Raw genomic sequence first — 22,648 nt, 5'->3', positions numbered from 1 at the left:
CCACTCATACAGGAAATTGTTTGGTATAGTTTTAGTTGCGCAACATACGGTTTTGTACAGGGGGAAAGAATTGGACGCAGTCACCATTAATCAACTGTTTTTAACGGGGGCGGTACTCATTGCTTTGAGTGTCCTGTTTTCACAAGTTTCTTCCCGAATCGGCGTTCCTATTCTCGTTATTTTCCTCTTTGTTGGCATGCTAGCTGGCGAAGACGGCCCAGGTGGCATCGCTTTTGATGACTACTCGTTAACCTATCTTGTGAGTAACCTCGCCCTTGCGGTCATTCTTCTTGATGGGGGAATGCGCACCAAAGTCGCGAGCTTTAAAGTCGCGTTTTGGCCCTCACTTTCATTAGCTACCGTAGGTGTGGCGCTCACAGCGACCCTTACTGGACTGATGGCGGCTTGGTTGTTCGACTTAACCTTAATGCAAGGCATTTTGGTGGGGGCAATCGTCGGCTCTACCGACGCGGCGGCGGTGTTTTCATTGTTAAAAGGCCAAAGCCTGAATGAACGTGTCGGCTCAACACTAGAGATAGAGTCAGGTACCAACGACCCAATGGCGGTCTTTTTAACCGTAACCCTGATTGCTTTGCTTGGTAACCCTAATGCTGATATGGGTGCGAGTTTCCTGCTCAAGAGTTTCTTGATGCAGTTTGGAGTTGGAACGGTAGTTGGGTTTGCTGGTGGTTGGTTGTTGTGGAGTCTGGTTAATCGTGTCCAGTTAGCCGATGGTCTGTACTCGATCTTGGTATTAAGTGGTGGTGTCGCTCTGTTTGCCTTCTCTGGCATGTTGGGGGGCAGTGGAATTTTATCTATCTACCTTGTGGGTTTGTTTATAGGTAACCGACCAACTCGTGGTCGCCACGCCATTCTCAATGTACTAGACGGTATGACATGGCTCAGCCAAATTGTGATGTTCTTAGTTCTTGGTTTGCTAGTAACGCCATCTACGCTGATGGAAATTGCGCTACCAGCGTTAATACTCGCCTTTGGAATGATTCTTTTTGCGCGCCCATTATCGGTTTGGATAGGCCTATTGCCCTTTAGGGCGTTTACCACCAAAGAGCGTTGGTTCGTCTCGTGGGTGGGTCTTCGCGGTGCCGTCCCTATCATCTTAGCGGTATTCCCTATGATGGCAGGGCTTGAGAATGCACAGCTCTATTTTAATATCGCCTTCTTCGTGGTTATGGTTTCGTTGATTGTACAGGGCGGTAGTTTGATGAAGGTGGCAGGGTTAGCTCAAGTCACACTTCCTCCCAAACCTACACCTGTTTATCGCACTGGGGTTGAGATCTTCCCTGCCAGTGAATGGGAGATGTTTGTCTACAAGCTCAAACCAGAAAAGTGGTGTGTGGGTGAACCTCTGAGAAAATTGTCGATGCCAGAAGGTACGCGAATTACTGCGCTATTTAGAGATGACAAACTGCTTCACCCATCGGGTAGTACTGTGTTGGAAGCGTATGACACTCTATGTGTGTTAGGTCAAGACCAAGATCTAGATAGCTTGAGTGCGCTGTTTAGTGAGGCGCCAGAGTCGGAAGAAGCGGTCCGTTTCTTCGGTGATTTCTTCTTAGATGTGACTCAATCGGTGGCTAACGTTAGCGAGTACTATGGTATCGAGTTGGATACAGAGGAAAATGGCAAGATGTCGCTGAAAGAGCTGGTTGACCAGGAGCTTGGAATGTATCCAGTTTTAGGTGATAGCTTTGAGTGGCACGATATCACTTGGGTTGTGGCAGACATTGACGATCACGAGGTGGTGAAGTTGGGCCTATGTCTACCGAAATCTGAAGAGGCACAAGAGGGCCACTAATTGTGGAACTCTTGCAGCAAGATCACCGCTTGAGTGCGGTTTTTAACCCCTAATTTGCGGAAAATCGCCGTCATGTGCGCTTTGATAGTCGCTTCTGAGACATTGAGATCGTACGCAATCTGCTTGTTAAGGAGACCGTCTGACAGCATGCCCAGTACTTTGTATTGCTGCGGAGTGAGGGTGGCAATTTTCTCTGCAAGATCATTACTTTCGTTGCTGTCGACAAGAAGCTCCGCTGGGAAGTAGGGTTCGCCTTCGAGCACTTGGTTTAGCGCACTGATCAAAGCGCGCATATCGCTTGATTTTGGGATAAACCCAAAGGCACCGTGCATTTTGACCTGTGAGACAATGCTGGGCTCTTCGCTGGCAGAAATGACGACGATAGGAATATCAGGATAGTCGGCACGTAGGTGAATCAGTCCAGACATGCCGTTGGCCCCCGGCATCTTGAGGTCCAACAAAATAAGATCGGGCTCTTCGCTTTTCTCGAGCAAGCTGAGTAACGACTCCAGCGAGTCAGCTTCCAGCAAGTTCGCGCCACTTATCGCCATATGGACCGACTGAAATAGTGCATTTCTAAACAGTGGATGGTCATCGGCGATAATGATGGTATAGCTCGGTTCCATAGTGTCTCAATTATTTTGCGAAAGTGTTAATGCTATTATTGATTCAGTCTGATGTTTGGACAATTAAATCAATACAAAACTCTGAGCAGAATCGACTTTTTAGCTATGACTCTGTAAACAACCGCTTCATAAATCGACCTGCTCACTATTGGATGAGCGCATGTTGAGTGAGGTGCTGCAGAAAATCATCGGCACCAACAAAACCAGTTAAGCGAGCATGAGGAATGGGATTACCTTGTGCATCCCAAAACTCAATAGTGGGTAGACCTAACACGTCCATTGACTTAAGTAGCTCTATATCCTGTGGCTGATTACGAGTCACATCTGCTTGCAGCAGGACAAAATCACTCAACACAGGCTCAACATTAGGAGCATGGAAGGTGTATTTCTCAAACTCTTTGCAGGCTACACACCAGTCCGCATAAAAATCTAACATCACTGGCTTACCCGCCAGTTTCGCTTTGTCCAATTCTGCTTGTAGCTCGGTCGTGTTGTTGATTTGAACAAAGCTAATCGAGACCTTTGAAGCTTCAGCACCGCTAGGATTGCCAAGCCAGTGATTGAGCAGTGGCTGCGCTGAGGCAAACAGGCCTAATATGGCAATAATACCCACGCAGCTTTGTTTCCAGCCTCCAAAAGGCAACGCGTTCTTCTGATGGTAGAGCCAGCTAAAGGCAGCAATCCCGAGTCCAGACCACAGTACACTGCTCCAAAATTCGGGTAGTAAGCGCTCAAGCAGGAAAATCGGGGCAGCGAGTAGAACAAAGCCAAACAACACTTTGACACGCTCCATCCAGTTACCCGCTTTCGGTAGCAGTTTATTACCAAACACCGCCGCTGCGATAAGCGGAATGCCCATACCCAACGCAAGCGCATACAGAGCAATACCGCCCGTCAACAAATCACCACTTTGCGCGACGTAAAGCAGTGCTCCAGAAAGCGGCGCTGTGGTGCAAGGTGAACACACTAATCCCGATATTGCGCCCATGGCGAAGACACCGAGCAAGTTACCGCCCTGTTGCTTGTTGCTGAGATTATTGAGCCAAGTCTGCACCCCGCTTGGTAGCTGAAGCGTGTATAGACCAAACATAGACAGCGACAGCGCAATAAAGAGTGCACTCAACCCGATCAACACGTAAGGGTGCTGCATTGCCGCTTGAAACTGCATACCCGCAGACGCAACCACCAGACCTAGTAAGGTATATGTGAGCGCCATACCTTGCACGTACACCAGTGAAAGAATAAGCGCCTGTTTGTGACTGCGTTTGCCACCGCCAAGCACAATGCTGGTCAAAATCGGGTACATAGGGAGCACACAAGGTGTAAACGCCAGTCCGATACCAAGCAATAAGAATAACGCAGGTGTCCACCAGTTCTGTGCCAGTTTATCGGTTAGGTTGCCATTGGATGGGGCGGCTGAACCAGATTCAGGGGTGCTTTGTTTCGACTGAGCGTTGGAGTTTTGAGGTGTAGGCGCAATAGATTGTGATGTCGTTTGTACCTCTTGAGCGGCATCAAAGCTAAATGGTGTGATATCGATGATGCGAGTCTCAGGCGGATAGCAAAAACCCGCTTTCGCACAGCCTTGGTATTGAACAATCAATCTCGCGCCATCTTGATATGCCGTTAGCGGTACTTCCACGAACAGCGGTTGAGTATAGATGTTTACGTCACCAAAGAACTCATCATTGTAGGGCTCGCCATCTTCCATCGTGATATCACCCAATGTGACGTTTTCGCCACTGAACGACAGGCGCTCTTGATAGAGGTAGTAGTCTTGTTTTACTTGCCAATCGATGAATACACGATCGCCTTGTTGGTAGGCGTTCATCGGAAAGGCTTCATCTACCGGCACGAACGTGTTCGGTGAGCTCGGTGCAAAAGCGGAGCTAGAACTACTGTCACCAAACAACGCCCAGCTTGGTAGGGAGATGGTAAATAGAGAGAGCAGTAATAGATGTGTGAATATCCGAGTCATAAAACGCAACCAAGCCAAAACAATATATTGAGGTTATATGAAGTTAAGACAGGAAGATAGCGTCAAATGTTTCATCTGAGATAAAAAAAGAGCAGCGTAAAAGCTGCTCTTTAATGATATTGCGAGTCGCAGCTGAGTTTAGCCGATCAATAGACCGCCAAACGCGAATCCAAGCGCCACTGCCGTAGCAATAGTCGTTACACCCGGAATGAAGAATGGGTGGTTGAATACATAGTTACCGATTCGCGTAGAACCTGTGTCATCCATTTCAACCGCAGCTAGCAGTGTTGGGTAGGTTGGCAATACAAACAGAGCACTTACCGCAGCAAAAGAGGCCACTGCGGTTAGCGGCGCAACACCGATAGCTAAAGCCGCTGGCATGAGAGCAACTGTCGTTGCACCTTGCGAGTAAAGCAGCATTGACGCGAAGAATAGCACCATAGCAAGCATCCATGGGTAATCTTCAAGTAGCGCACCAGCAAGCTCTTTAATACCGTCTACGTGAGCGTTAACAAACGTCGAGCCTAGCCATGCCACACCAAGTACACAAACACACGCTGTCATACCAGAGCGGAAAGTCGCCGCTGACGGGATTTTCGATGCATCAATCTTAGTGACCAGGGTAATTGCCGCAGCCGCAGCAAGCATGACGGTCATAATGGCTTCGTTTCGACCCAGCGCTGGATCTTCGATAAGGCCGATTGAGCCTGAGATAGCCGCGGCGTAGCACACAACAAAACCGATAGCCGCAAGGAAAATGTAGGTCGCTGTTTTCGCTGTCGGCAGGATGTTTCGCTCTTTCGCGTCGCTTAACTTAATCAGACCTTGCGCTAGACGTTCTTGGTAGACTGGATCGTCTTTTAGTTCGCTACCCATAAAGTTGGCAACAAAAGCGCCGACCATACAAGCAATGAATGTGGTTGGAATGCACACCGCGAGCAGTGTTAGGTAGTCAACGCCCATTGGTGCTAGCATCGCAGCAAACGCCACGACGGCTGCTGAAATAGGGGATGCAGTGATCGCGATTTGCGAGGCAACAACGGCGATAGAAAGAGGGCGAGAAGGGCGAACACCTTGACCTTTTGCAACTTCTGCAATGACGGGTAGGGTAGAGAAAGCGGTATGACCGGTACCTGCCATCAGGGTCATCAAGAAAGTCACGATGGGTGCGTAAAAGGTAATTCTTTCTGGATGTTTACGAAGGAAGTCTTCAGCAATTTGTACTAGCCAGTCCATACCGCCAGCAACTTGCATTGCTGCAATCGCGGTAATCACTGACATGATGATCAAGATTACATCAACCGGGATGTAGGCTTGGCTGGTTGGTACACCAAGTACCAGTGATAGGGCTATTACACCGGCACCGCCGGCTAAACCAATTCCAATACCGCCAATACGTGCGCCTAAATAAATAAACAGCAGTACGACGGCAAGCTCTATAGCAACCATAATCAATCCTTTTTGCGTTTGTCCCTGTCCTGAGTGTCACAGGGGGACCTAGTAAAATGTATAAGGGGTATAATTTCGATAAATGAGAATAAGTTACTAAAAAGGCTTCCCTTAAAAGGGAAGCCTTTGAATGTCATTACTCGTAGCGCTTGGCTTTATACTGAGGTTTCATCAGATTGTCTACAGAGAAAATGTCATCTAATTCTTCTTCTGATAGAAGCCCACGCTCAAGTACCACTTCTTTGACGCTCTTACCTGTTTCAGCACAGATCTTACCAACGATATCACCCTCGTGGTGGCCGATGTATGGGTTTAGGTAAGTCACGATACCGATAGAGTTGTACACGTAGCTTTCACACACCTCTTTGTTGACGGTGATGCCATCGATGCACTTATCTCTTAGGTTGATACAGGCGTTTTTAAGAATATCCAGCGACTCGAACATGCTTTGCGCAATCACTGGCTCCATAACGTTAAGCTGAAGCTGACCACCTTCTGCGGCAAACGAGACCGTATTGTCGTTACCTAGCACCTTAAAGCACACCTGGTTGACGACCTCAGGAACCACTGGATTCACTTTCGCTGGCATGATTGACGAGCCCGCTTGCAGCTCAGGGAGGTTTAGCTCGTTCAGACCCGCACGTGGACCAGAAGAAAGCAGACGCAGGTCGTTACAGATCTTAGACAGCTTCACCGCAAGGCGCTTAAGTGCACCGTGAGTCATTACATACGCGCCACAGTCAGATGTCGCTTCGATAAGGTCTTCGGCTGGCACACACTCAAGACCCGTCACTTCAGATAGGTGTTTAACCGCAAGTTCTTGGTAGCCATGAGCTGCGTTTAGACCCGTGCCGATGGCTGTCGCACCGATGTTCACTTCTAGCAATAGTTTTGATGTGTATTCGAGTGCACGAATTTCTTCGTTTAGCGTCACTGCCCAAGCATGGAACTCTTGGCCAACGGTCATAGGTACCGCATCTTGCAGCTGAGTACGACCCATTTTTAGAACGGTAGAGAACTCTTGGCTCTTCGCTTCGAACGCGCCTTTTAGATATTCAATGGCATCGACAAGCTTTTGTACGCTGTTGTAGACCGCGATACGGAAACCCGTCGGGTATGCGCAGTTTGTTGATTGGCTCTTGTTAACGTGGTCATTTGGGTTGATGAACTCATACTGGCCTTTCTCTTTGCCCATCAGTTCTAGTGCCACGTTGGCGATGACTTCATTGGTGTTCATGTTAACCGACGTACCCGCGCCGCCCTGGAACACATCTGAAGGGAATTGATCCATGCACTTGCCTGTTTCCAAAATAACGTCACAGGCTTGGATGATAAATTGTGCGATATCTTTAGGGATTACACCTAACTCTTTGTTTGCTAACGCCGCGGCTTTCTTGGTCATGACCATACCACGAACAAAGTCGGGCACATCCGAAATGGTCACATTTGAGATATTAAAGTTTTCGATAGCGCGAAGCGTGTGGATGCCGTAGTAAGCATCGGCCGGGACATGACGTTGACCTAATAGATCTTCTTCAATACGAGTGGCTTGAGAAGCAACATTGTGCTCAAGGGTAGTTGTCGCCATATTTTGGATCCTTAGAGAATAGTTCTGCGTTATTTACAGTTTATTTGCCAAATCTGTTTTAAGAATCCATTCGCCAGAATAATTGGCTAGTTATTACGTCCTGACTTATGGGGTACATATTACTCAAAGTGGCACATAAAAATAGTAGCCAGATCACCTTTTTCACCGAATTATTGCACAAGTTATCAAAGTCATCGTGAGATGCGATTTTCCTCAAAAAAATTAATGGAATTACTGAGGTTATTTATAGTTTGAAAAACTAATTTTGTGCGATTAACGGTTGAATCTGAGTAATTTATTTGTGGTTTAGATAAGGGTAGGCGTAAACTGACAGCAAACCAAGGAGGACAGCGTGTTTCCGATACTGTTATTACTATTTATTTTTGTACCGATCATTGAAATCGGACTGTTTATTCAGGTGGGTGGCTTTTTAGGGCTTTGGACGACCATCGGTCTAGTGTTGCTCACTGCCGTGGTGGGTGCGTCTTTGGTTCGCAGTCAGGGCTTGCAAACCCTGATGTCAGTGCAAAACCGTCTACAGCAAGGTGAAATGCCAGCGCAGCAGATTGTCGAAGGCGTGATGCTGGCCGTATCTGGCGTGCTCTTGCTTACTCCTGGCTTTATGACTGACGCAATGGGGATGCTGGTGCTACTTCCTGCACCAAGAGCCGCGATTGCCAAATATCTAATGAGCAAAATGGTGGTGAAAACCATGTCAGGTGGTTTCCACCATCAAGGCGGTTTTCATCAAGACCCATTTCAGCAAGACCCCTTTGATTCTCGCCGTGGTGACCAGCAGGGTGGCAATACCTTTGAGGGTGAGTTTGAACGCAAAGATGATGACGACCGTAATAAGCTGAACTAATGTTTTTCAATCGTCTCAGGCTAACTCGTCGTCGCTGGAACACGGTACTTATCGTCGCCATCACCTTTTTTATGTTGATGGTGTCGGCGCCGACTTTGATTAAGCAGTACCTACTGGAACCTAGCGCTCATATGGGACAAGGGTATATATTAGACCCTACCGCGGATCCCATAGAAATTAATTACGCAGGGATCCAGTTTTATCTGCAAAACGGTGTATGGCGAGCGATTCCTGAAAAGTGGGATGCGCAAGCCTCGAATGTTATAGAGCGCTGGCGTGGAATCCGAGGTACTCCGGTGGATGCAGAGACCTACCAAAAGCTGCGACCAGCGTTTGAGACGTCGATGACGATTGAAGTATGGTATCGAGATATTGAAGAGCCGCAGCGAGTCACCGCCTACCCGCTCAACAAATTTTGGCTACTTAGCACCTTTGATAGCCAATGGGTGGCAGTCAGCTTCGACAATAATCAAATTTTGCCTGAGCGCACTCAGTAATCCATAGAGTGAATCGGCAACACAGCGTGTGAATTATGCCAGAGTTACCAGAAGTAGAAGTCTCTCGTCTGGGCATCAGCCCCCATCTTCTCGAAGAGACCATCAAAGAAATTGTGGTCCGTCAGCGACAGCTTCGCTGGTGGATCCCCGAGGCTATCCATGAACTGCATGGTCAGCCCATTATATCGATACGCCGACGCGCGAAATATTTGCTCATTGATACTCCGACGGGGACGGCCATTGTTCATCTTGGTATGTCAGGGAGTTTACGCGTGCTTGATAACCCGCCAACCCCGGAGAAGCATGACCATGTCGATCTGGTGCTCAGCAACGGCAAAGTGATGCGCTATAACGATCCGCGCCGCTTTGGGGCTTGGTTATGGTGTGCACCAGGAGAGTCTCATGAGCTTTTGGACAACTGTGGCCCGGAACCTTTGACGGATGAATTTAATGCCGAGTGGATGAGCGAGCGCGCTAAGAATAAGCGTGTTGCGATCAAAACCTTCATTATGAACAATGCCAATGTTGTCGGCGTCGGGAATATTTACGCCTGTGAGTCCTTGTTTAGCGCCGCAATTCTTCCAACCACACCAAGCTACAAGATTAGCCCTGAACAATGGGAGCGACTGGTGTCTGAAATTAAGTTAGTGCTTGAACAGGCCATAGCGCAAGGCGGAACGACGCTGAAAGATTTCTCTCAGACGGATGGGAAGCCTGGATACTTCGCCCAGGAGCTTCAAGTATACGGCCGCTCTGGCGAACCTTGCCGTCAGTGTGGTAATGAAATCAAAGAGATGAAGATTGGGCAGAGAAACACCTTTTTCTGCGATGCTTGCCAGAGTTAATGGCGAGTGATGACGATAAAAAAGCGCTTGTCTTATCGACAAGCGCTTTTTTAGTACCTGAAAGCTAAACTCTCTAGTGGTTATCGTAGATACGTTTACCATCTCGCTGAGTTTCAAACAGATATAAGTTCCACATGTACTGCTCTGGCTTATCACGCAGCAAATCTTCAATCGCTTTGTTCATTGCGCGTGCATCCTGCTCTTCATCGCCGGTTGGGAAATTGTCGATGGCAGGAAGAATATGCACCTCGTATTTGCTGGTTTGGTCGTTGTAAGCGGGCAGCACTGGTACCACTTTAGCGCGCGATAACCGCGACATCTTACCGAACCCCTTTAAGGTTGCCTTTTCGGCGGCAAAAAAGGGTACAAACACCGAGTTTTGTGGACCGTGGTCTTCATCTGGAAGCCAGTAGCCGATGTAGCCGTCTTTAATCGAGCGCACAAAAGGTTTGACTCCAGCACTGCGAGCAAAGATTCGACCGCCATACTGCATACGCTGGACGTGCATCAGCCAGTCCCCGATAGGGTTGTTTTGCGGCTTCATGATGGTCGCGACTTTGTGCCCTTGCGCAGCGAGCATTACCGCCGGATAGTCGACGGCCCAAGCATGCGGCGCTAGGATGATGACATTCTCACCTGCCTCAAGCAGTGGCATTAGGTTTTCTTCGCCAATCATCACACCGCGCTTTTGGTTGTGCTTGGTCGAGCGCACCAAAAACTCTGAATAGCCAAACAGGTATTGACCCGCTTTGGCAAATGTCTCTTCGACAATGTGTTGAATCTCTTGCTCGCTCTTTTCTGGAAAGCACTTAACTAAGTTAAGTCGAGTGCGCCTTACCACGCGACCATTCTTGTTGACTATGATGCCAGAAATATAGCGTGCAAAGCGGTCTCTAGGTTTCGCGGGAACAAAAGCTAGAAAGACAGCAAGGAGAATACCTAGCCAGGTTCCCCAATGCTTAGGGTGTAAAAACGCCCACTGGAAACGAGGGTCATAGAGGTTCTTATCGATGTGTTCTTGATTGCTCATAATGCCTACTCGTTACAGGTAGCGAGAGTTAGTTTTGGTGTGATCAGGCAGAGATTTGAATCGCTTGTGCATCCATAACCATTGCTCTGGCGCGCGCAGAATGATTTTCTCTACGTATGAGTTCATAAGCGCCGCAGCCGCTACTTCATCTTTCTTTGGATATTCATCTTCGATAGAGATATCAGCCATGATCTCATATTTACCGTCGGCATTTCTAAAGCCAGAGCCCGGCACAATGGCACATTTACTGGTGTAAGCCAAAATACTGGTCCCTGTCGTAGTACAAGCTTCTTCTACAGCAAAAAACGGGACGAAGACTGACTTGTTATGACCGTAGTCTTGATCGGGTAAGTAGAAGAGTCGGTGACCCTGGCGCATGACTCGGATCATAGATTTTAGATCGGTGCGATAGATAAGCTTATTGCCATTACGGGTGCGTCCGCGATACTGGATGAACTCGTAAGCGGGGTTGCTGTGAGGACGATAAGCGCCATAACCCGGAAGACCAAGCACAGCAAACGCTCGCGCGGTGACCTCTAGGTTGAGCGCATGGACACAACAAAGCAGTACGCCTTTACCGTTCGCTTCGTGTTGCTCTATGGCACTGATGTCTCTGGCAATAAGAATACGTTTAAAGCGCCATGTAGGCCAAAACCAAGTAATGCCCGTTTCAATCAGGGCCATACCGGAGTTTTTGAAGTTCTCTTCGACGAAGGCGTCAATCTCTTGCTCAGTCTTCTCGGGAAATGCCAGCTCTAAGTTGCGGCGAGCGATTTGCGCGCGTTTGCCACCAAAGCGCATACCGAACTTACCTAGGCCGCGCCCCATTTTGTAAAGCACAGCATAAGGTAGAAGGTTGACGATAAGCGCCAGCAAACCAAAGCCTATCCATACTCCCCAGTGCTTTGGATGCAGCAGTGAGAGTGTGAAGTCAGGTTTTTTATCTATTTTCATTAGCGTTATTGCAATTGTAGTTTTAGCAACGACCAGTACTCGTCAAAGGTGGACGTTGGAGTGTATTTAAAATCAGAACGCACGAAGCGATTTAAACTGCCTTCGACTTGCCCCAGTAATTGGGCGGCAAGGATCTTTTCATCGACTGGGAAACTCTTGCCTTCACGAATTTTGCGCTCGCGCAAGATTTGACGCAAAGATGTCTCAATTCTTTCATAAAGCTGATTAATTCGGTCACGTAATCGTTCATTCTCAAACATTAGAGCATGGCCAGAGAGAATGCGACTCAAACCTGGATTACGCTCAGAAAACGCCAAAATTAGTTGCAACACCATACGAATGCGGGTCAGGGTGTCTTTTTCTTCATCTAAGATACGATTGATGCGAGACATGAGCGATTCTTCGATAAACTCGATGAGCCCTTCAAACATTCGCGCTTTGCTTGGAAAATGACGATAGAGTGCCGCTTCAGACACACCCACTTGCTTTGCAAGCTTTGCGGTCGTGATGCGAGATGTGCCTTCGTTGGACTCTAGCATCTGAGCAAGAGCCTGAAGGATCTCCTCTTTTCGGTTCGACTTTCTCGTAGCGGACATAAATCCTATTCCTTTTGATTACTGCATGCCTAAATCAGCACGATAACGCCCATTAGTGAATCTGTTAGTGTACCCAAGCGCGTTTTATCTACACAGTTCAACATGCTAAATGGTTGAAGTGTGTAACAATCTATCTCGCAGGGCTGGCGAGCATAGGGCGGGGTTTGCACGATGTCCGTTTGACACCGCGCGGGACCCATAGGGATTAAGCGCTGGCTAGCTTAGCTGAAATGCACTCCAGAATAGCGCGACCTAGTTCGGTTTTCTTCGCGCTACCAAGGGCTTGCTGACCGCCTTGCCAGTACACGGTAATCGCATTTGAGTCACTGTTAAAGCCTTGACCTTCCACTGAGACATCATTTGCGCAAATCATATCCAGATTCTTACGTGCTAGCTTACCTAACGCGTAAGTCTCTACATCTTGCGTTTCTGCGGCAAAACCGACGGTGAAAGGGCGATGCTGAGTAAGGGACGCCACATCAGCAATGATGTCTGGATTTTTCACCATCATGATCTGCATATCATTGTTGTCGGCCGTTTTCTTGATTTTTTGAGTAGCCACATCGACAGGGCGATAGTCGGCAACAGCCGCACAGCCAATAAAGATGTCGTGCTTGGTTGCCGCTTCAAGTGCGGCTTTATGCATCTGCTCAGCACTGACGACATCAATACGTTCCACGTTGGCTGGTGTGGATAGTGAAACTGGGCCTGCAATCAGCGTGACCTGTGCGCCAAGTTGGCTCGCAGCTTCGGCAAGTGCGAAGCCCATTTTTCCTGAGCTATGGTTAGAGATGTAGCGCACTGGGTCAATGGCTTCACGAGTTGGGCCCGCTGTAATCACAACGGATTTACCCGTCAATAGTTTTGGTCCAAAGAACTGCTCACAGCGCTCGACAAGTTGCATAGGCTCCAGCATTCGGCCAGGACCGACGTCGCCACAAGCCTGTTCGCCTGCCGCTGGTCCCCATATCGTCATGCCTCGACGGGCAAGGGTTGCGATGTTTTCTTGTGTCGCGACATTGCGGTACATCTGCTGGTTCATGGCCGGAGAGACGGCAATCGGGGCGTCGGTGGCTAGGACGAGTGTTGTTAGCAAATCGTTACCCATGCCAGCGCTCATGCGCCCAATGAGGTCAGCGGTCGCTGGAGCAAGCAAGACAAGATCGGCCCATTTCGCCAGCTCAATGTGTCCCATGGAGGCTTCGGCGGCAGGATCGAGCAAGCTATCTGAGACGGGTCTGCCCGACACCGCCTGCATGGTGAGTGGCGTGATAAACTCCTTTGCAGCTTTGGTCATCACCACTTGTACCTCAGCACCACGCTCGATGAGACGCCTGGTGAGTTCCGCACATTTGTAGGCGGCGATGCCACCACTGATGCCAAGTAGTATTTTCTTACCCGCTAACGTTTGCATAGCTTGCTCCTTACATTTTTCTGCGGCTAAGATAGCAAAAGCCATGCTCCCTCGCTACTGCTGCCATTCATGCCGTGATTTCTCGAACGCTATCAGACAACACAATTACATAATAAAGAGGGAAGACTCCCAGCTTGTCTTTTAGGCACTTTTCGCTCTTTCTGTATTAGGCAATAACACGGCACCTATTTCTGTTTTCTTCTATATATGACTATTAAACAGCTTCCCAATGACTCTATGCCACGAGAGAAGCTTTTGATGCGTGGCAGCCAAGCGCTTTCTGATGCCGAGTTGCTGGCGATATTTCTACGAACGGGAACCAAGGGGTTGAATGTCATTCAGCTCGCAGACAGGCTTTTGACTGAGTTTGGTTCACTACGAGCCCTATTCTCGGCATCGAAAGAGGAGTTTTGTCATCACAAGGGACTGGGACTTGCGAAGTTCGTGCAGCTTCAAGCGGTGTTAGAGATGAGTCAGCGCTATTTGTCAGAAACGCTTAAACGTGGTGATAGCCTCAATAGTCCGGAACAGACCAAGCTTTATCTGATGTCTATATTGCGTGACCGTCAGCGAGAAGCCTTCTATGTTCTGTTTCTAGATAATCAAAATCGGGTGATTTCAGATGAAGTGATGTTTGAGGGAACCATTGATGCCGCATCGGTCTATCCGCGTGAGGTGGTTAAGCGCGCTCTGCAGCATAATGCAGCGGCATTGATACTGGCTCATAATCATCCGTCGGGTATCTCAGAGCCTAGCCAAGCAGACCGAAGGATCACAAGACGGCTCAGCGATGCACTGGGATTGGTCGATATTCGTATCCTAGACCACTTTGTTATTGGCGATGGAGAGGTGACCTCTTTCGCTGAAAGAGGCTGGATTTAGCTTTTGAAACAGTAGAAAGCGTTTTTTATTGTAATAACTGTGAGACAGAGCTTTTGTTTTGGTGATTTTCTGCTATGATTCGCGCACTAAATTATCAACCAACATCAGCTCAAAGTGAAAAAGATCAGCAAATCCTTAAAAAAGGATCTGTTCGGGTCTTGAGCAATGCATGTCAAGTTAGTATAATGCGCGACCTTTGATAGCCTTGTATGGGTACTCCATAATGGTTATGGCCTCTTATAATTGAGGTTCGGCCACCAAGGTTGATATCGAGCTGAAACGATTTGGAGAAGACATTCATGTCCCGAGTATGCCAAGTAACTGGTAAGCGTCCTGTAACGGGTAACAACCGTTCACACGCACGAAATGCTACCAAGCGTCGTTTTCTGCCGAACCTACAAACTCATCGTTTCTGGGTAGAAAGCGAAAAACGCTTTGTTAAACTACGTCTAACCGCTAAGGGTATGCGTATTATTGATAAGAAAGGCATCGATGCTGTTCTTGTTGATATCCGCGCTCGTGGCGAGAACGTATAAGAGGAATTAAGCAATGGCTAAAGGCATTCGTGAGAAAATTCGTCTAGTATCTTCTGCAGGTACTGGTCACTTCTACACAACTGACAAGAACAAGCGTAACATGCCAGGCAAATTTGAGATCAAAAAGTTTGATCCAGTTGTTCGCCAACACGTTATGTACAAAGAAGCTAAAATCAAGTAATTGATAAGCATCTGCTTGTAAGTATTGAAAACCCAGCCTCGGCTGGGTTTTTTATTGCCTGAAAATCAGGCTCGGTTAACGCTGTCGCTAAAAAGGGCTTAAACCGCCCCTTCAAAACCAAACTGTCGCCACGCTTCATAGGCAATAATCGCCACCGCATTGGATAGGTTTAGGCTGCGCGCATCTGGCATCATAGGAATACGAATACGCTGTTCCATTGGCAGGCTTTCAATCACTTCTGCGGGCAGACCGCGGGTTTCTGGTCCAAATAGCAATACATCACCTTGCTGGTACTTCGCATCCGTGTGATGGCCAGTGGTTTTTGTTGTACAAGCAAATAAGCGGTAGCTCGGATTGTTCTCTTCAAGATAAGCAAGAAACGCTGCGTAGTCTTTATGGCGCTTTACACGAGCAAGGTCATGATAGTCGAGACCGGCACGACGGACCTTCTTCTCTTCTAAATCAAAACCAAGCGGCTCGATAAGGTGTAGGTTTGCACCACAATTGGCACAAAGTCGGATGATGTTTCCGGTATTAGGAGCAATTTCTGGCTCGTAGAGGGCGATATCAAACATATTGGGTGTCGACTCATACTAAATAATGGAATGAGTATACCCGAAGAGCAAAAAGAACGTCATCCCTAAGACTATCGTGCACCCTAAGGTTGCCGTCGTCCTCAAAATTATCGTCATCCCCGCGGAGGCGGGGATCTACCCAAAGCACGCACCAAGCCTCAAGTAGATTCCTGTGTGCGCAGGCGCGCGGCTAGCGGAATGACGGCGTTGTAGAGTAGGTCGTAACCAAAATTACCGTCATCCCCGCGCAGGCGGGGATCTACCCAAAGCACGCACCAAGCCTCAAGTAGATTCCTGTGTGCACAGGCGCGCGGCTAGCGGAATGACAAGACATTCAATTAGAGTGTCTTTCGAGATTATAGCTTATCCGTCACCGCCAGCGTTGCCGCCACCATGTCATGACCAAACTTAATACTGCGCTCAGGCGACCAGCCATACAAAGGATCTGGGTAGTTGTTGTTGTCTTTAAACGGCATTTCAATGGTGTATGACAGGCAGCGGAACTGCTCTGCTACCCAGTTTGAGCCAACGGTCAGGTTAGCCTTGCCCGGCTCATCTTTATCATAGCCGTAGTCGTCTTGGAACTCAGGAGTAATGGTGAGTAGCGCTTGTTTGAACGCATTCTCAAGCCCTGCGTGACGCTCGTCGTAAGAAGGGATGCCTTCAGAGCCGGCTGCAAAGTTGTAGGGAATCGCTTCATCACCGTGGATGTCGAGGAACATATCGACACCTGTTTGCAGCATCTTCTCGCGTACCAGGAACACCTCTGGACTTTTTTCCATCGAAGGAGACTGCCATTCACGGTTTAGGTTTACACCAACCGCATTCGTGCGCAGGTGGCCGCGATTTGCGCCATCTGGGTTCATGTTTGGTACCACGTAAAGTACGGCTTTTTCTAGCAGCGCTTGCGCCGTGGTGTCGGTTTCATCGACAAGGCGCTGAATAAGGCCTTCCATAAACCACTCCGCCATGGTCTCACCAGGATGCTGACGCGCGATAACCCAGATATTCTTCTTACCTTCCTCTGGCTCACCAAAGGTCAGTAGCGACATGTCATTGTTATCTAGCGTGTGGCCTAGGGTCTCTAAAGTGCAGTGGTGCTCGGTTTGTGCCATGTGCAGCAGGTCTAGGTGACGGTCATAGGAGTACGGTGCAAAGTAGGCGAAGTACATCGATCCACGCTCAGGAAGGACGTGAAAGCTCAAGGTGTCACCATCGAACTCGGATGGGATGCGGAACCATTCTTCTCGGTCGTAAGAAGCAACGACGTCATAGCCCTTCCAACCTTCAGGGTAGGCAGACTTAGCGAGGTCAAGGATCTTAATGGTGTGAGACTGTTCAGCCTGAGTTTCTAGTCGGAAGTGAAACCATTGATAGAACTCAGACTGGTTGTCGTTTTGTATTTTTAGCTGGATATCGTCTCTGTTTTCAATGCTGACAACCTCAATGTTGCCACTCTCGAAATTACTGAAGATCTTCATCTGCTTGATTCTCTTATTCTATGTTGAGCATGAGCCGAGAGGCTACCACAAAGAGTGTAGAATCAATATCGCTGAATTGCTGATTTTATAGCGGCAGTTCAACGTGCATTTTTAAGCCACCGAGATCACTGCGTGAGGCGTTAATTTGTCCACTGTGTTGAACGATAGCGCTTTGTGTGATTGCTAGACCAAGACCCGTCCCCCCAGAGTCACGATCGCGTGCGGTAGAGACGCGATAGAAAGGTCTAAAGATATCTTCAAGCTCGTCATCAGGCACACCAGGGCCATCATCCTCTACGACGATGTTTAGCATCTCTGATTGCTGATAGACGGCGATATTGATCTCTGATTCGCTATAGCGAATGGCGTTACGGACGATATTTTCGATAGCGCTCATAAGAAGCTTCGGGTTACCGATAATGGAAACGTCAGGTATCTCGGAGAAGTGCAGCGCTTTACCCACTTGTTCTGCTTCAAACTGAGCGTCACTGAATATCTCTTCCCAAAGGCTGCTTGCTGGTTGGCTTTCGCGCGTGACGTGACTGTCAGTGCTCATGCGGGATAGCTCGAGCAGTTCACCTATCATCTGTTCTAACCGCTGCGCCTCGGTATCAATACGTGTAAGCTCTGCACTTTCTCCTTGCTTACGCGCCGCTAGGCCAGTCGCCATTCTGAGGCGCGTAAGTGGTGAACGAAGCTCGTGAGAGATATCAGAGAGCAGCCGCTGCTGACCTGAAATCATTTGATTTACGGCCAGCACCATTTGGTTAAAGCTCTGACCGGCCTGTCGAAACTCCGTCGTACCGGTTTCTAGGTCTGGATCTGGCTTGAACTCTCCATTGGCGACCCGTTTGGCGGCGCGCTCAAGGCGTCTTGCAGGCTGGCTAAGCGCCCAGGCAAGCCACAGTAATAGCGGTGTACTGACCGCCATCACCACGAGCAAAAGCTGGAATGGCTTATCAAACATACGGAGCAGAAACGGTGGTGGCTGCGTCCAGCGCAGTCCGATATAGAGATAGTAATCCTGATTCGCTAGCTCGATAGGCATCGGTCCTACAAGCATATAGCGCCCGTAGAGCTTTTGCATTGGCGTGTCGAAGGCGTCAACCGAGGTGATGAAGTTCTTGAGCATACGCTCTTTGAAATCTGTGCGCTTTTGCGTGCTCAGGATGTTGCCTTCTTGGTCGACAATAAAGAAGCTCGGTCCTTTGGATTTATGGTCTTTATTGTGCTGTCGTTCAGATTTGTCAATCTTGTAGACGATACGCCCAATATTGTCCTCACCAACAAATTCGCGCTCAATTCTGTCGCGAACATTGGTCATTTGCCCAAGTGTTTCTCCGGAGACCTCTTTTGCCACGCGAGGATCAAGGTGCGGGAGTGCCAGTACCGCAATCAGCACCAACAACATGGTAAACCAAAAGATGGCAAAAATACGACCATACAGGCTGGTGATCTTGGGCAGTTTCATCATTATTCCTTCACTAGCAAGTAGCCGCGACCACGAAGGGTCTTGATTCTAGGCTTGCCATCTAATTTCTCGGGAAGTTTTTTTCTTAGGTTCGATACGTGCATATCGACAGCGCGGTCAAACGCAGACAGTCGCTTGCCGAGCACATCAAGACTGAGCGCTTCTTTGGTTAAGGTCTCCCCAGGCTTTTGCACAAAGTAATGCAGCAGTGCGAACTCGGTTGTAGTGAGATCGAGCAAGTTACCCTGACAGGTTGCTTCTTGTCTTGCTGGGAAAACCTCAATATCGTCGAAACGCACACCGTCAGAGGTATTGGTCTCGGATTTGTTGGAGGTGCGTCTGAGGATCGCTTTGATACGTGCTAAGAGCTCCCGATCACTGAAGGGCTTTGGTAAGTAGTCGTCAGCGCCGAGCTCTAAACCAATGACACGGTCGATCTCTTCGCCCTTCGCGGTGAGCATTAATACCGGCGTTTCCCAGGTTTCACGCAGCTTCTTGAGTGTGTCCATGCCATTTAGGCGCGGCATCATCACATCCATCAATACCAAATCGATCTCTTCGCTCATCGCTTCTAGACCTGCGAAACCATCGTTAGCTTCGGAAACATCAAAGCCCTCATAGCTGAGAATATCTTTTAATAAGCTGGTGAGTTCAGTGTCGTCATCGATAAGAAGAATGTGTGCCATATCTACCTCAGAATCTATTGTGCCCTGTAATAATAAAGCGTTAATGTCCCAAAAAAGCGATCTTTACGATTCTTTACGCTCGCTGTACGTTGCTTTACGCGCTAGCCCCTATTCTATACTCAAGCGCTGCAGAGGCAGCCATGGTATGAATCACATAAGGGTAAAGATTATGAAACTTTCAAAAAAATTGGTTATCGCTGCAACAGTTCTTCCACTCGCTCTAGGCTCAGCAAGCGCACTTGCATACGGTGGTGGTAAAGGTGGTCATCACGGTAAAGGCGGTGAGGGTATGTGCGGTGGCTTCGACGGTAAGCGCATGTTCCGTGAACTTGACTTAACTGACGCTCAGAAAGAGCAGATGAAGCAGCTTCGCGAAAGCAACAAGCAGCAGATGAAACAGAAGTTTGGTGGTGATTTCGCTGCTAAGAAAGCGGAAATGCAGGCTCGCCAGCAAAAAATGCAAGATTTGGTATTGGCCGATACCTTTGATGCAGAAGCCGCAAATGCTCTAGCAACGGAAATGGTTGAAAAACAAGCTGAGCGTCGTGTGAAAAAGCTAGAGAAGCAACATGAGATGATGAGCATTCTAACGCCAGAGCAAAAAGTGAAGTTTAAAGAACTGTCTCAAGAGCGTATGGAAAAATGCTTCGCGAAAATGGAGAAGCGCGCAGAGAAATTTGCTGAAGAGTAATAGTCTGATAGCCATCGCGGTTCGCGATGGCTTTTCTTTGGGGCCTGCGGCCTGATGATTGTGAATTTCCCTTATAGTGACTTTTTCTCATTCACTTTTGTCACTATCTGTTGCGACCAAATTTGGTCGCTTTTTTCTATTTTTGTCATCAATAATCGGTATACTTGCTTTGTGTTTAGAAATAACCCAAGGACCTAACACTTAGCGCATGAAGGATAACTACGCGAAACTGGTGACAACTGCAGCATGGGCTGCAACGACGATAGCGACCATTTTGCTAATAGCAAAGGTAATCACCTGGTGGGTGACAGGCTCGGTCAGCTTACTCGCCTCTTTAATTGACTCCCTACTTGATATTGCCGCTTCAGTTATTAACTTAGTGGTGGTTCGATACTCTCTGCAACCGGCAGACAAAGAGCATACCTTTGGGCATGGCAAAGCCGAATCCCTGGCTGCGTTGGCGCAGTCAATGTTTATCACTGGCTCTGCCTGCTTCCTCATTCTTAACGGTATTGACCGCTTCTTTAGACCCCATGAGCTTAATTCTCCTGAGCTTGGCATCTATGTCAGTTTATTCGCATTGGTGCTCACATCGGGTTTGGTAGCTTTTCAAAAATACGTAGTGAGAAAGACCGGCAGTCAGGCCATTGCCGCAGATTCTTTGCATTATCAAACCGACCTATATATGAATGTTGCAATTATGGTGGCGCTGGGACTGAGCTGGTATGGCATTGGTCAGGCTGACTCTGTGTTCGCGGTCGCGATTGGCGTCTTCATTCTCGTGAGTGCGATTAAAATGGCTAATGAAGCGGTTCAATCGCTTTTGGACCGTCAGCTACCAGAAGAAGAGCTGGTTGTGATTCGTCAGGTCTGTAATGACGTAGAAGGGGTGATTGGTGTTCATCAGCTGAGAACGCGCATGTCCGGACCGGTTCGTTTCATTCAGTTACACTTAGAGCTGGATGACCATTTACCACTGATAGAAGCGCATCGCATTGCCGATCTCGCAGAAGAAAAAGTGATAGAGGCATTCCCGGGCGCAGACGTCATCATTCACCAGGACCCGTATTCAGTGGTGTTGCATGAAGAGTCTGAACAGAAGAAACAAGACTTTTAACGCACGGGTCGTAGAGCAACCCGCTCTATGGGGTGAGGCTGAGTAGACATGGCAATGTTAAATTCAATTGTCTATTATCAATGCGCGTGATAAAAAAGTGCGATTCTGATGTGAATCAACGTAAGAGCCAGTATAAACTGTAATACTCTTACATAAGTAATAAAGTTACGTCAGTGATGTTTTGGGGAACGCGCTGACAAAGAGTAACGATAACAACAAGATTTCCGTGGGGCGCAGGTTTATGCGACCTACTTAAAGTTTAAAATTAGATTGCCAAATCGAGGGTGAGCATGATTAAGAAAATTGGTGTTTTGACAAGTGGTGGTGACGCACCTGGTATGAATGCTGCGGTACGCGGCGTGGTTCGTACTGCTCTGTCAGAGGGCTTGGAAGTGTACGGCGTATTCGACGGCTACCTTGGTCTTTACGAAGACCGTATCAAGCCGCTTGATCGTTCAAGCGTTTCTGACGTGATCAACCGTGGTGGTACATTCCTAGGTTCTGCACGTTTCCCTGAGTTTAAAGAAGTGGAAGTTCGTGAAAAAGCGATCGAGAACCTTAAGAAGCACGGCATCGATGCACTAGTGGTTATTGGTGGTGACGGCTCTTACATGGGTGCGAAGAAGCTAACAGAGATGGGTTACCCATGTATCGGTCTTCCAGGCACTATCGACAACGACATCGCAGGTACTGACTACACGATCGGTTACCTAACGGCACTAAACACGGTAATCGACGCGATCGACCGTCTGCGTGACACATCATCATCTCACCAACGTATTTCTATCGTAGAAATCATGGGTCGTCACTGTGGTGATCTAACCCTGATGTCTGCAATCGCTGGTGGCTGTGAGTACATCATTACTCCAGAAACGGGTCTGAATAAAGAGCAGCTTATCAGCAACATCCAAGACGGTATTGCTAAAGGTAAGAAGCACGCAATCATTGCACTTACTGAGCTAATGATGGATGCCAATGAGCTAGCGAAAGAGATCGAAGACGCAACAGGTCGTGAGACTCGCGCAACGGTACTTGGTCACATTCAGCGTGGTGGTCGTCCAACTGCGTTCGACCGCGTTCTAGCATCTCGCATGGGTAACTACGCGGTTCACCTTCTTCTAGAAGGCCACGGTGGCCGTTGTGTTGGTATCCAGAAAGAGCAGCTTGTTCACCACGACATCATTGACGCGATTGAGAACATGAAGCGTCCAGTACGTGATGACCTATTCAAGGTAGCTGAAGAGCTGTTCTAATAGAACTCGCACTGAAATGATTTTAAAAAGCCGCTGCATTTGCAGCGGCTTTTTTTATGCGCGAGCCCAGAGTAGTATGCCTAGCGAGCAGGCACAAAAAAGCCGGCTCCCCAAGAA

Annotated in this window: 22 protein-coding genes; 10 read left to right on the top strand and 12 right to left on the bottom strand. The window is 48.3% G+C overall.

Annotated features, from left to right (window positions below):
- The first annotated feature begins 70 nt into the window (after nt 1-70).
- Nucleotides 71-1,816: a potassium/proton antiporter gene (locus LY387_RS15295; protein WP_234494698.1), complete on the top strand. Its 1,746-nt coding sequence runs from the start codon at nt 71-73 to the stop codon at nt 1,814-1,816.
- Here LY387_RS15295 and LY387_RS15290 read toward each other — a convergent pair.
- The 4 genes from LY387_RS15290 to aspA form a co-directional block, all read right to left on the bottom strand.
- The gene (locus LY387_RS15290; protein WP_128648817.1) at nt 1,813-2,442 is read right to left on the bottom strand and encodes a response regulator transcription factor; all 630 of its coding nucleotides are present in this window, start codon (nt 2,440-2,442) and stop codon (nt 1,813-1,815) included. The genes LY387_RS15295 and LY387_RS15290 overlap by 4 nt on opposite strands.
- Nucleotides 2,443-2,587: 145 nt before the next feature.
- Complete coding sequence (locus tag LY387_RS15285; protein WP_234494696.1) at nt 2,588-4,420, bottom strand: protein-disulfide reductase DsbD; 1,833 nt, start codon at nt 4,418-4,420, stop codon at nt 2,588-2,590.
- A 138-nt stretch (nt 4,421-4,558) separates the two neighbouring features.
- Nucleotides 4,559-5,869 (bottom strand): anaerobic C4-dicarboxylate transporter, encoded by a 1,311-nt coding sequence (locus tag LY387_RS15280; protein WP_234494695.1) that lies wholly within the window; start codon nt 5,867-5,869, stop codon nt 4,559-4,561.
- A 136-nt stretch (nt 5,870-6,005) separates the two neighbouring features.
- Entirely contained in the window at nt 6,006-7,457 is a 1,452-nt protein-coding gene (aspA, locus tag LY387_RS15275; protein ID WP_234494694.1) for an aspartate ammonia-lyase, read from the bottom strand.
- A 352-nt stretch (nt 7,458-7,809) separates the two neighbouring features.
- On the opposite strand from aspA, the gene LY387_RS15270 reads away from it, so the two are divergent.
- From LY387_RS15270 to mutM, 3 genes are read left to right on the top strand one after another with little or no spacing between them, the layout of a single operon-like run.
- On the top strand, nt 7,810-8,322 hold the full coding sequence (locus LY387_RS15270) for an FxsA family protein (RefSeq protein WP_234494693.1): 513 nt from the start codon (nt 7,810-7,812) through the stop codon (nt 8,320-8,322).
- Entirely contained in the window at nt 8,322-8,819 is a 498-nt protein-coding gene (locus LY387_RS15265; RefSeq protein WP_234494692.1) for a hypothetical protein, read from the top strand. Before LY387_RS15270 ends, LY387_RS15265 begins: the two co-directional genes overlap by 1 nt.
- A 35-nt stretch (nt 8,820-8,854) precedes the next feature.
- Nucleotides 8,855-9,664, top strand: a complete 810-nt coding sequence (mutM, locus tag LY387_RS15260) for a bifunctional DNA-formamidopyrimidine glycosylase/DNA-(apurinic or apyrimidinic site) lyase (RefSeq protein ID WP_234494691.1) — start codon at nt 8,855-8,857, stop codon at nt 9,662-9,664.
- A gap of 73 nt (nt 9,665-9,737) precedes the next feature.
- On the opposite strand, the gene lpxM is transcribed toward mutM, so the two are convergent.
- The 4 genes from lpxM to coaBC form a co-directional block, all read right to left on the bottom strand.
- Nucleotides 9,738-10,694, bottom strand: coding sequence for a lauroyl-Kdo(2)-lipid IV(A) myristoyltransferase (gene lpxM / locus LY387_RS15255; protein WP_128648820.1), 957 nt, complete (start codon nt 10,692-10,694; stop codon nt 9,738-9,740).
- Nucleotides 10,695-10,706: 12 nt separating this feature from the next.
- The gene (locus LY387_RS15250; protein WP_234494690.1) at nt 10,707-11,648 is read right to left on the bottom strand and encodes a Kdo(2)-lipid IV(A) acyltransferase; all 942 of its coding nucleotides are present in this window, start codon (nt 11,646-11,648) and stop codon (nt 10,707-10,709) included.
- A gap of 5 nt (nt 11,649-11,653) precedes the next feature.
- Nucleotides 11,654-12,244, bottom strand: a complete 591-nt coding sequence (slmA, locus tag LY387_RS15245; protein ID WP_042478631.1) for a nucleoid occlusion factor SlmA — start codon at nt 12,242-12,244, stop codon at nt 11,654-11,656.
- A gap of 205 nt (nt 12,245-12,449) precedes the next feature.
- Nucleotides 12,450-13,658, bottom strand: a complete 1,209-nt coding sequence (gene coaBC / locus LY387_RS15240) for a bifunctional phosphopantothenoylcysteine decarboxylase/phosphopantothenate--cysteine ligase CoaBC (RefSeq protein WP_234494689.1) — start codon at nt 13,656-13,658, stop codon at nt 12,450-12,452.
- Between the two features lie 207 nt (nt 13,659-13,865).
- On the opposite strand from coaBC, the gene radC reads away from it, so the two are divergent.
- The 3 genes from radC (at nt 13,866) to rpmG (ending at nt 15,257) form a co-directional block, all read left to right on the top strand.
- On the top strand, nt 13,866-14,540 hold the full coding sequence (gene radC / locus LY387_RS15235) for a RadC family protein (RefSeq protein WP_128648822.1): 675 nt from the start codon (nt 13,866-13,868) through the stop codon (nt 14,538-14,540).
- 299 nt (nt 14,541-14,839) lie between these two features.
- Complete coding sequence (gene rpmB / locus LY387_RS15230; protein WP_004728407.1) at nt 14,840-15,076, top strand: 50S ribosomal protein L28; 237 nt, start codon at nt 14,840-14,842, stop codon at nt 15,074-15,076.
- Between the two features lie 13 nt (nt 15,077-15,089).
- Entirely contained in the window at nt 15,090-15,257 is a 168-nt protein-coding gene (gene rpmG, locus LY387_RS15225) for a 50S ribosomal protein L33 (RefSeq protein WP_002535344.1), read from the top strand.
- A gap of 98 nt (nt 15,258-15,355) precedes the next feature.
- Here rpmG and trmL read toward each other — a convergent pair whose 3' ends face one another.
- The 4 genes from trmL to LY387_RS15205 all read right to left on the bottom strand — a co-directional run bounded on the left by trmL (nt 15,356) and on the right by LY387_RS15205 (nt 19,470).
- Complete coding sequence (gene trmL, locus LY387_RS15220; protein ID WP_128648823.1) at nt 15,356-15,832, bottom strand: tRNA (uridine(34)/cytosine(34)/5-carboxymethylaminomethyluridine(34)-2'-O)-methyltransferase TrmL; 477 nt, start codon at nt 15,830-15,832, stop codon at nt 15,356-15,358.
- 356 nt (nt 15,833-16,188) lie between these two features.
- Nucleotides 16,189-17,313: a M14 family metallopeptidase gene (locus tag LY387_RS15215; RefSeq protein WP_234494688.1), complete on the bottom strand. Its 1,125-nt coding sequence runs from the start codon at nt 17,311-17,313 to the stop codon at nt 16,189-16,191.
- 85 nt (nt 17,314-17,398) lie between these two features.
- Nucleotides 17,399-18,784, bottom strand: coding sequence for an envelope stress sensor histidine kinase CpxA (cpxA, locus tag LY387_RS15210; RefSeq protein WP_234496138.1), 1,386 nt, complete (start codon nt 18,782-18,784; stop codon nt 17,399-17,401).
- Nucleotides 18,785-18,786: 2 nt separating this feature from the next.
- On the bottom strand, nt 18,787-19,470 hold the full coding sequence (locus LY387_RS15205; protein WP_042478828.1) for a response regulator: 684 nt from the start codon (nt 19,468-19,470) through the stop codon (nt 18,787-18,789).
- Nucleotides 19,471-19,639: 169 nt separating this feature from the next.
- On the opposite strand from LY387_RS15205, the gene LY387_RS15200 reads away from it, so the two are divergent.
- From LY387_RS15200 to pfkA, 3 genes are all read left to right on the top strand, one after another.
- Complete coding sequence (locus LY387_RS15200; RefSeq protein WP_128649672.1) at nt 19,640-20,161, top strand: CpxP family protein; 522 nt, start codon at nt 19,640-19,642, stop codon at nt 20,159-20,161.
- A gap of 208 nt (nt 20,162-20,369) precedes the next feature.
- Nucleotides 20,370-21,278 carry a CDF family cation-efflux transporter FieF gene (gene fieF, locus LY387_RS15195; RefSeq protein ID WP_234494687.1) on the top strand — a complete coding sequence of 303 codons (909 nt, stop codon included), beginning with the start codon at nt 20,370-20,372 and terminating at the stop codon, nt 21,276-21,278.
- Between the two features lie 290 nt (nt 21,279-21,568).
- On the top strand, nt 21,569-22,531 hold the full coding sequence (pfkA, locus tag LY387_RS15190; RefSeq protein WP_234494686.1) for a 6-phosphofructokinase: 963 nt from the start codon (nt 21,569-21,571) through the stop codon (nt 22,529-22,531).
- Nucleotides 22,532-22,648: the final 117 nt, after the last annotated feature.

The sequence above is a fragment of the Vibrio maritimus genome (assembly GCF_021441885.1).
GTDB lineage: Bacteria > Pseudomonadota > Gammaproteobacteria > Enterobacterales > Vibrionaceae > Vibrio > Vibrio maritimus_B.
This window is presented reverse-complemented; position numbering and strand designations above follow the sequence as displayed.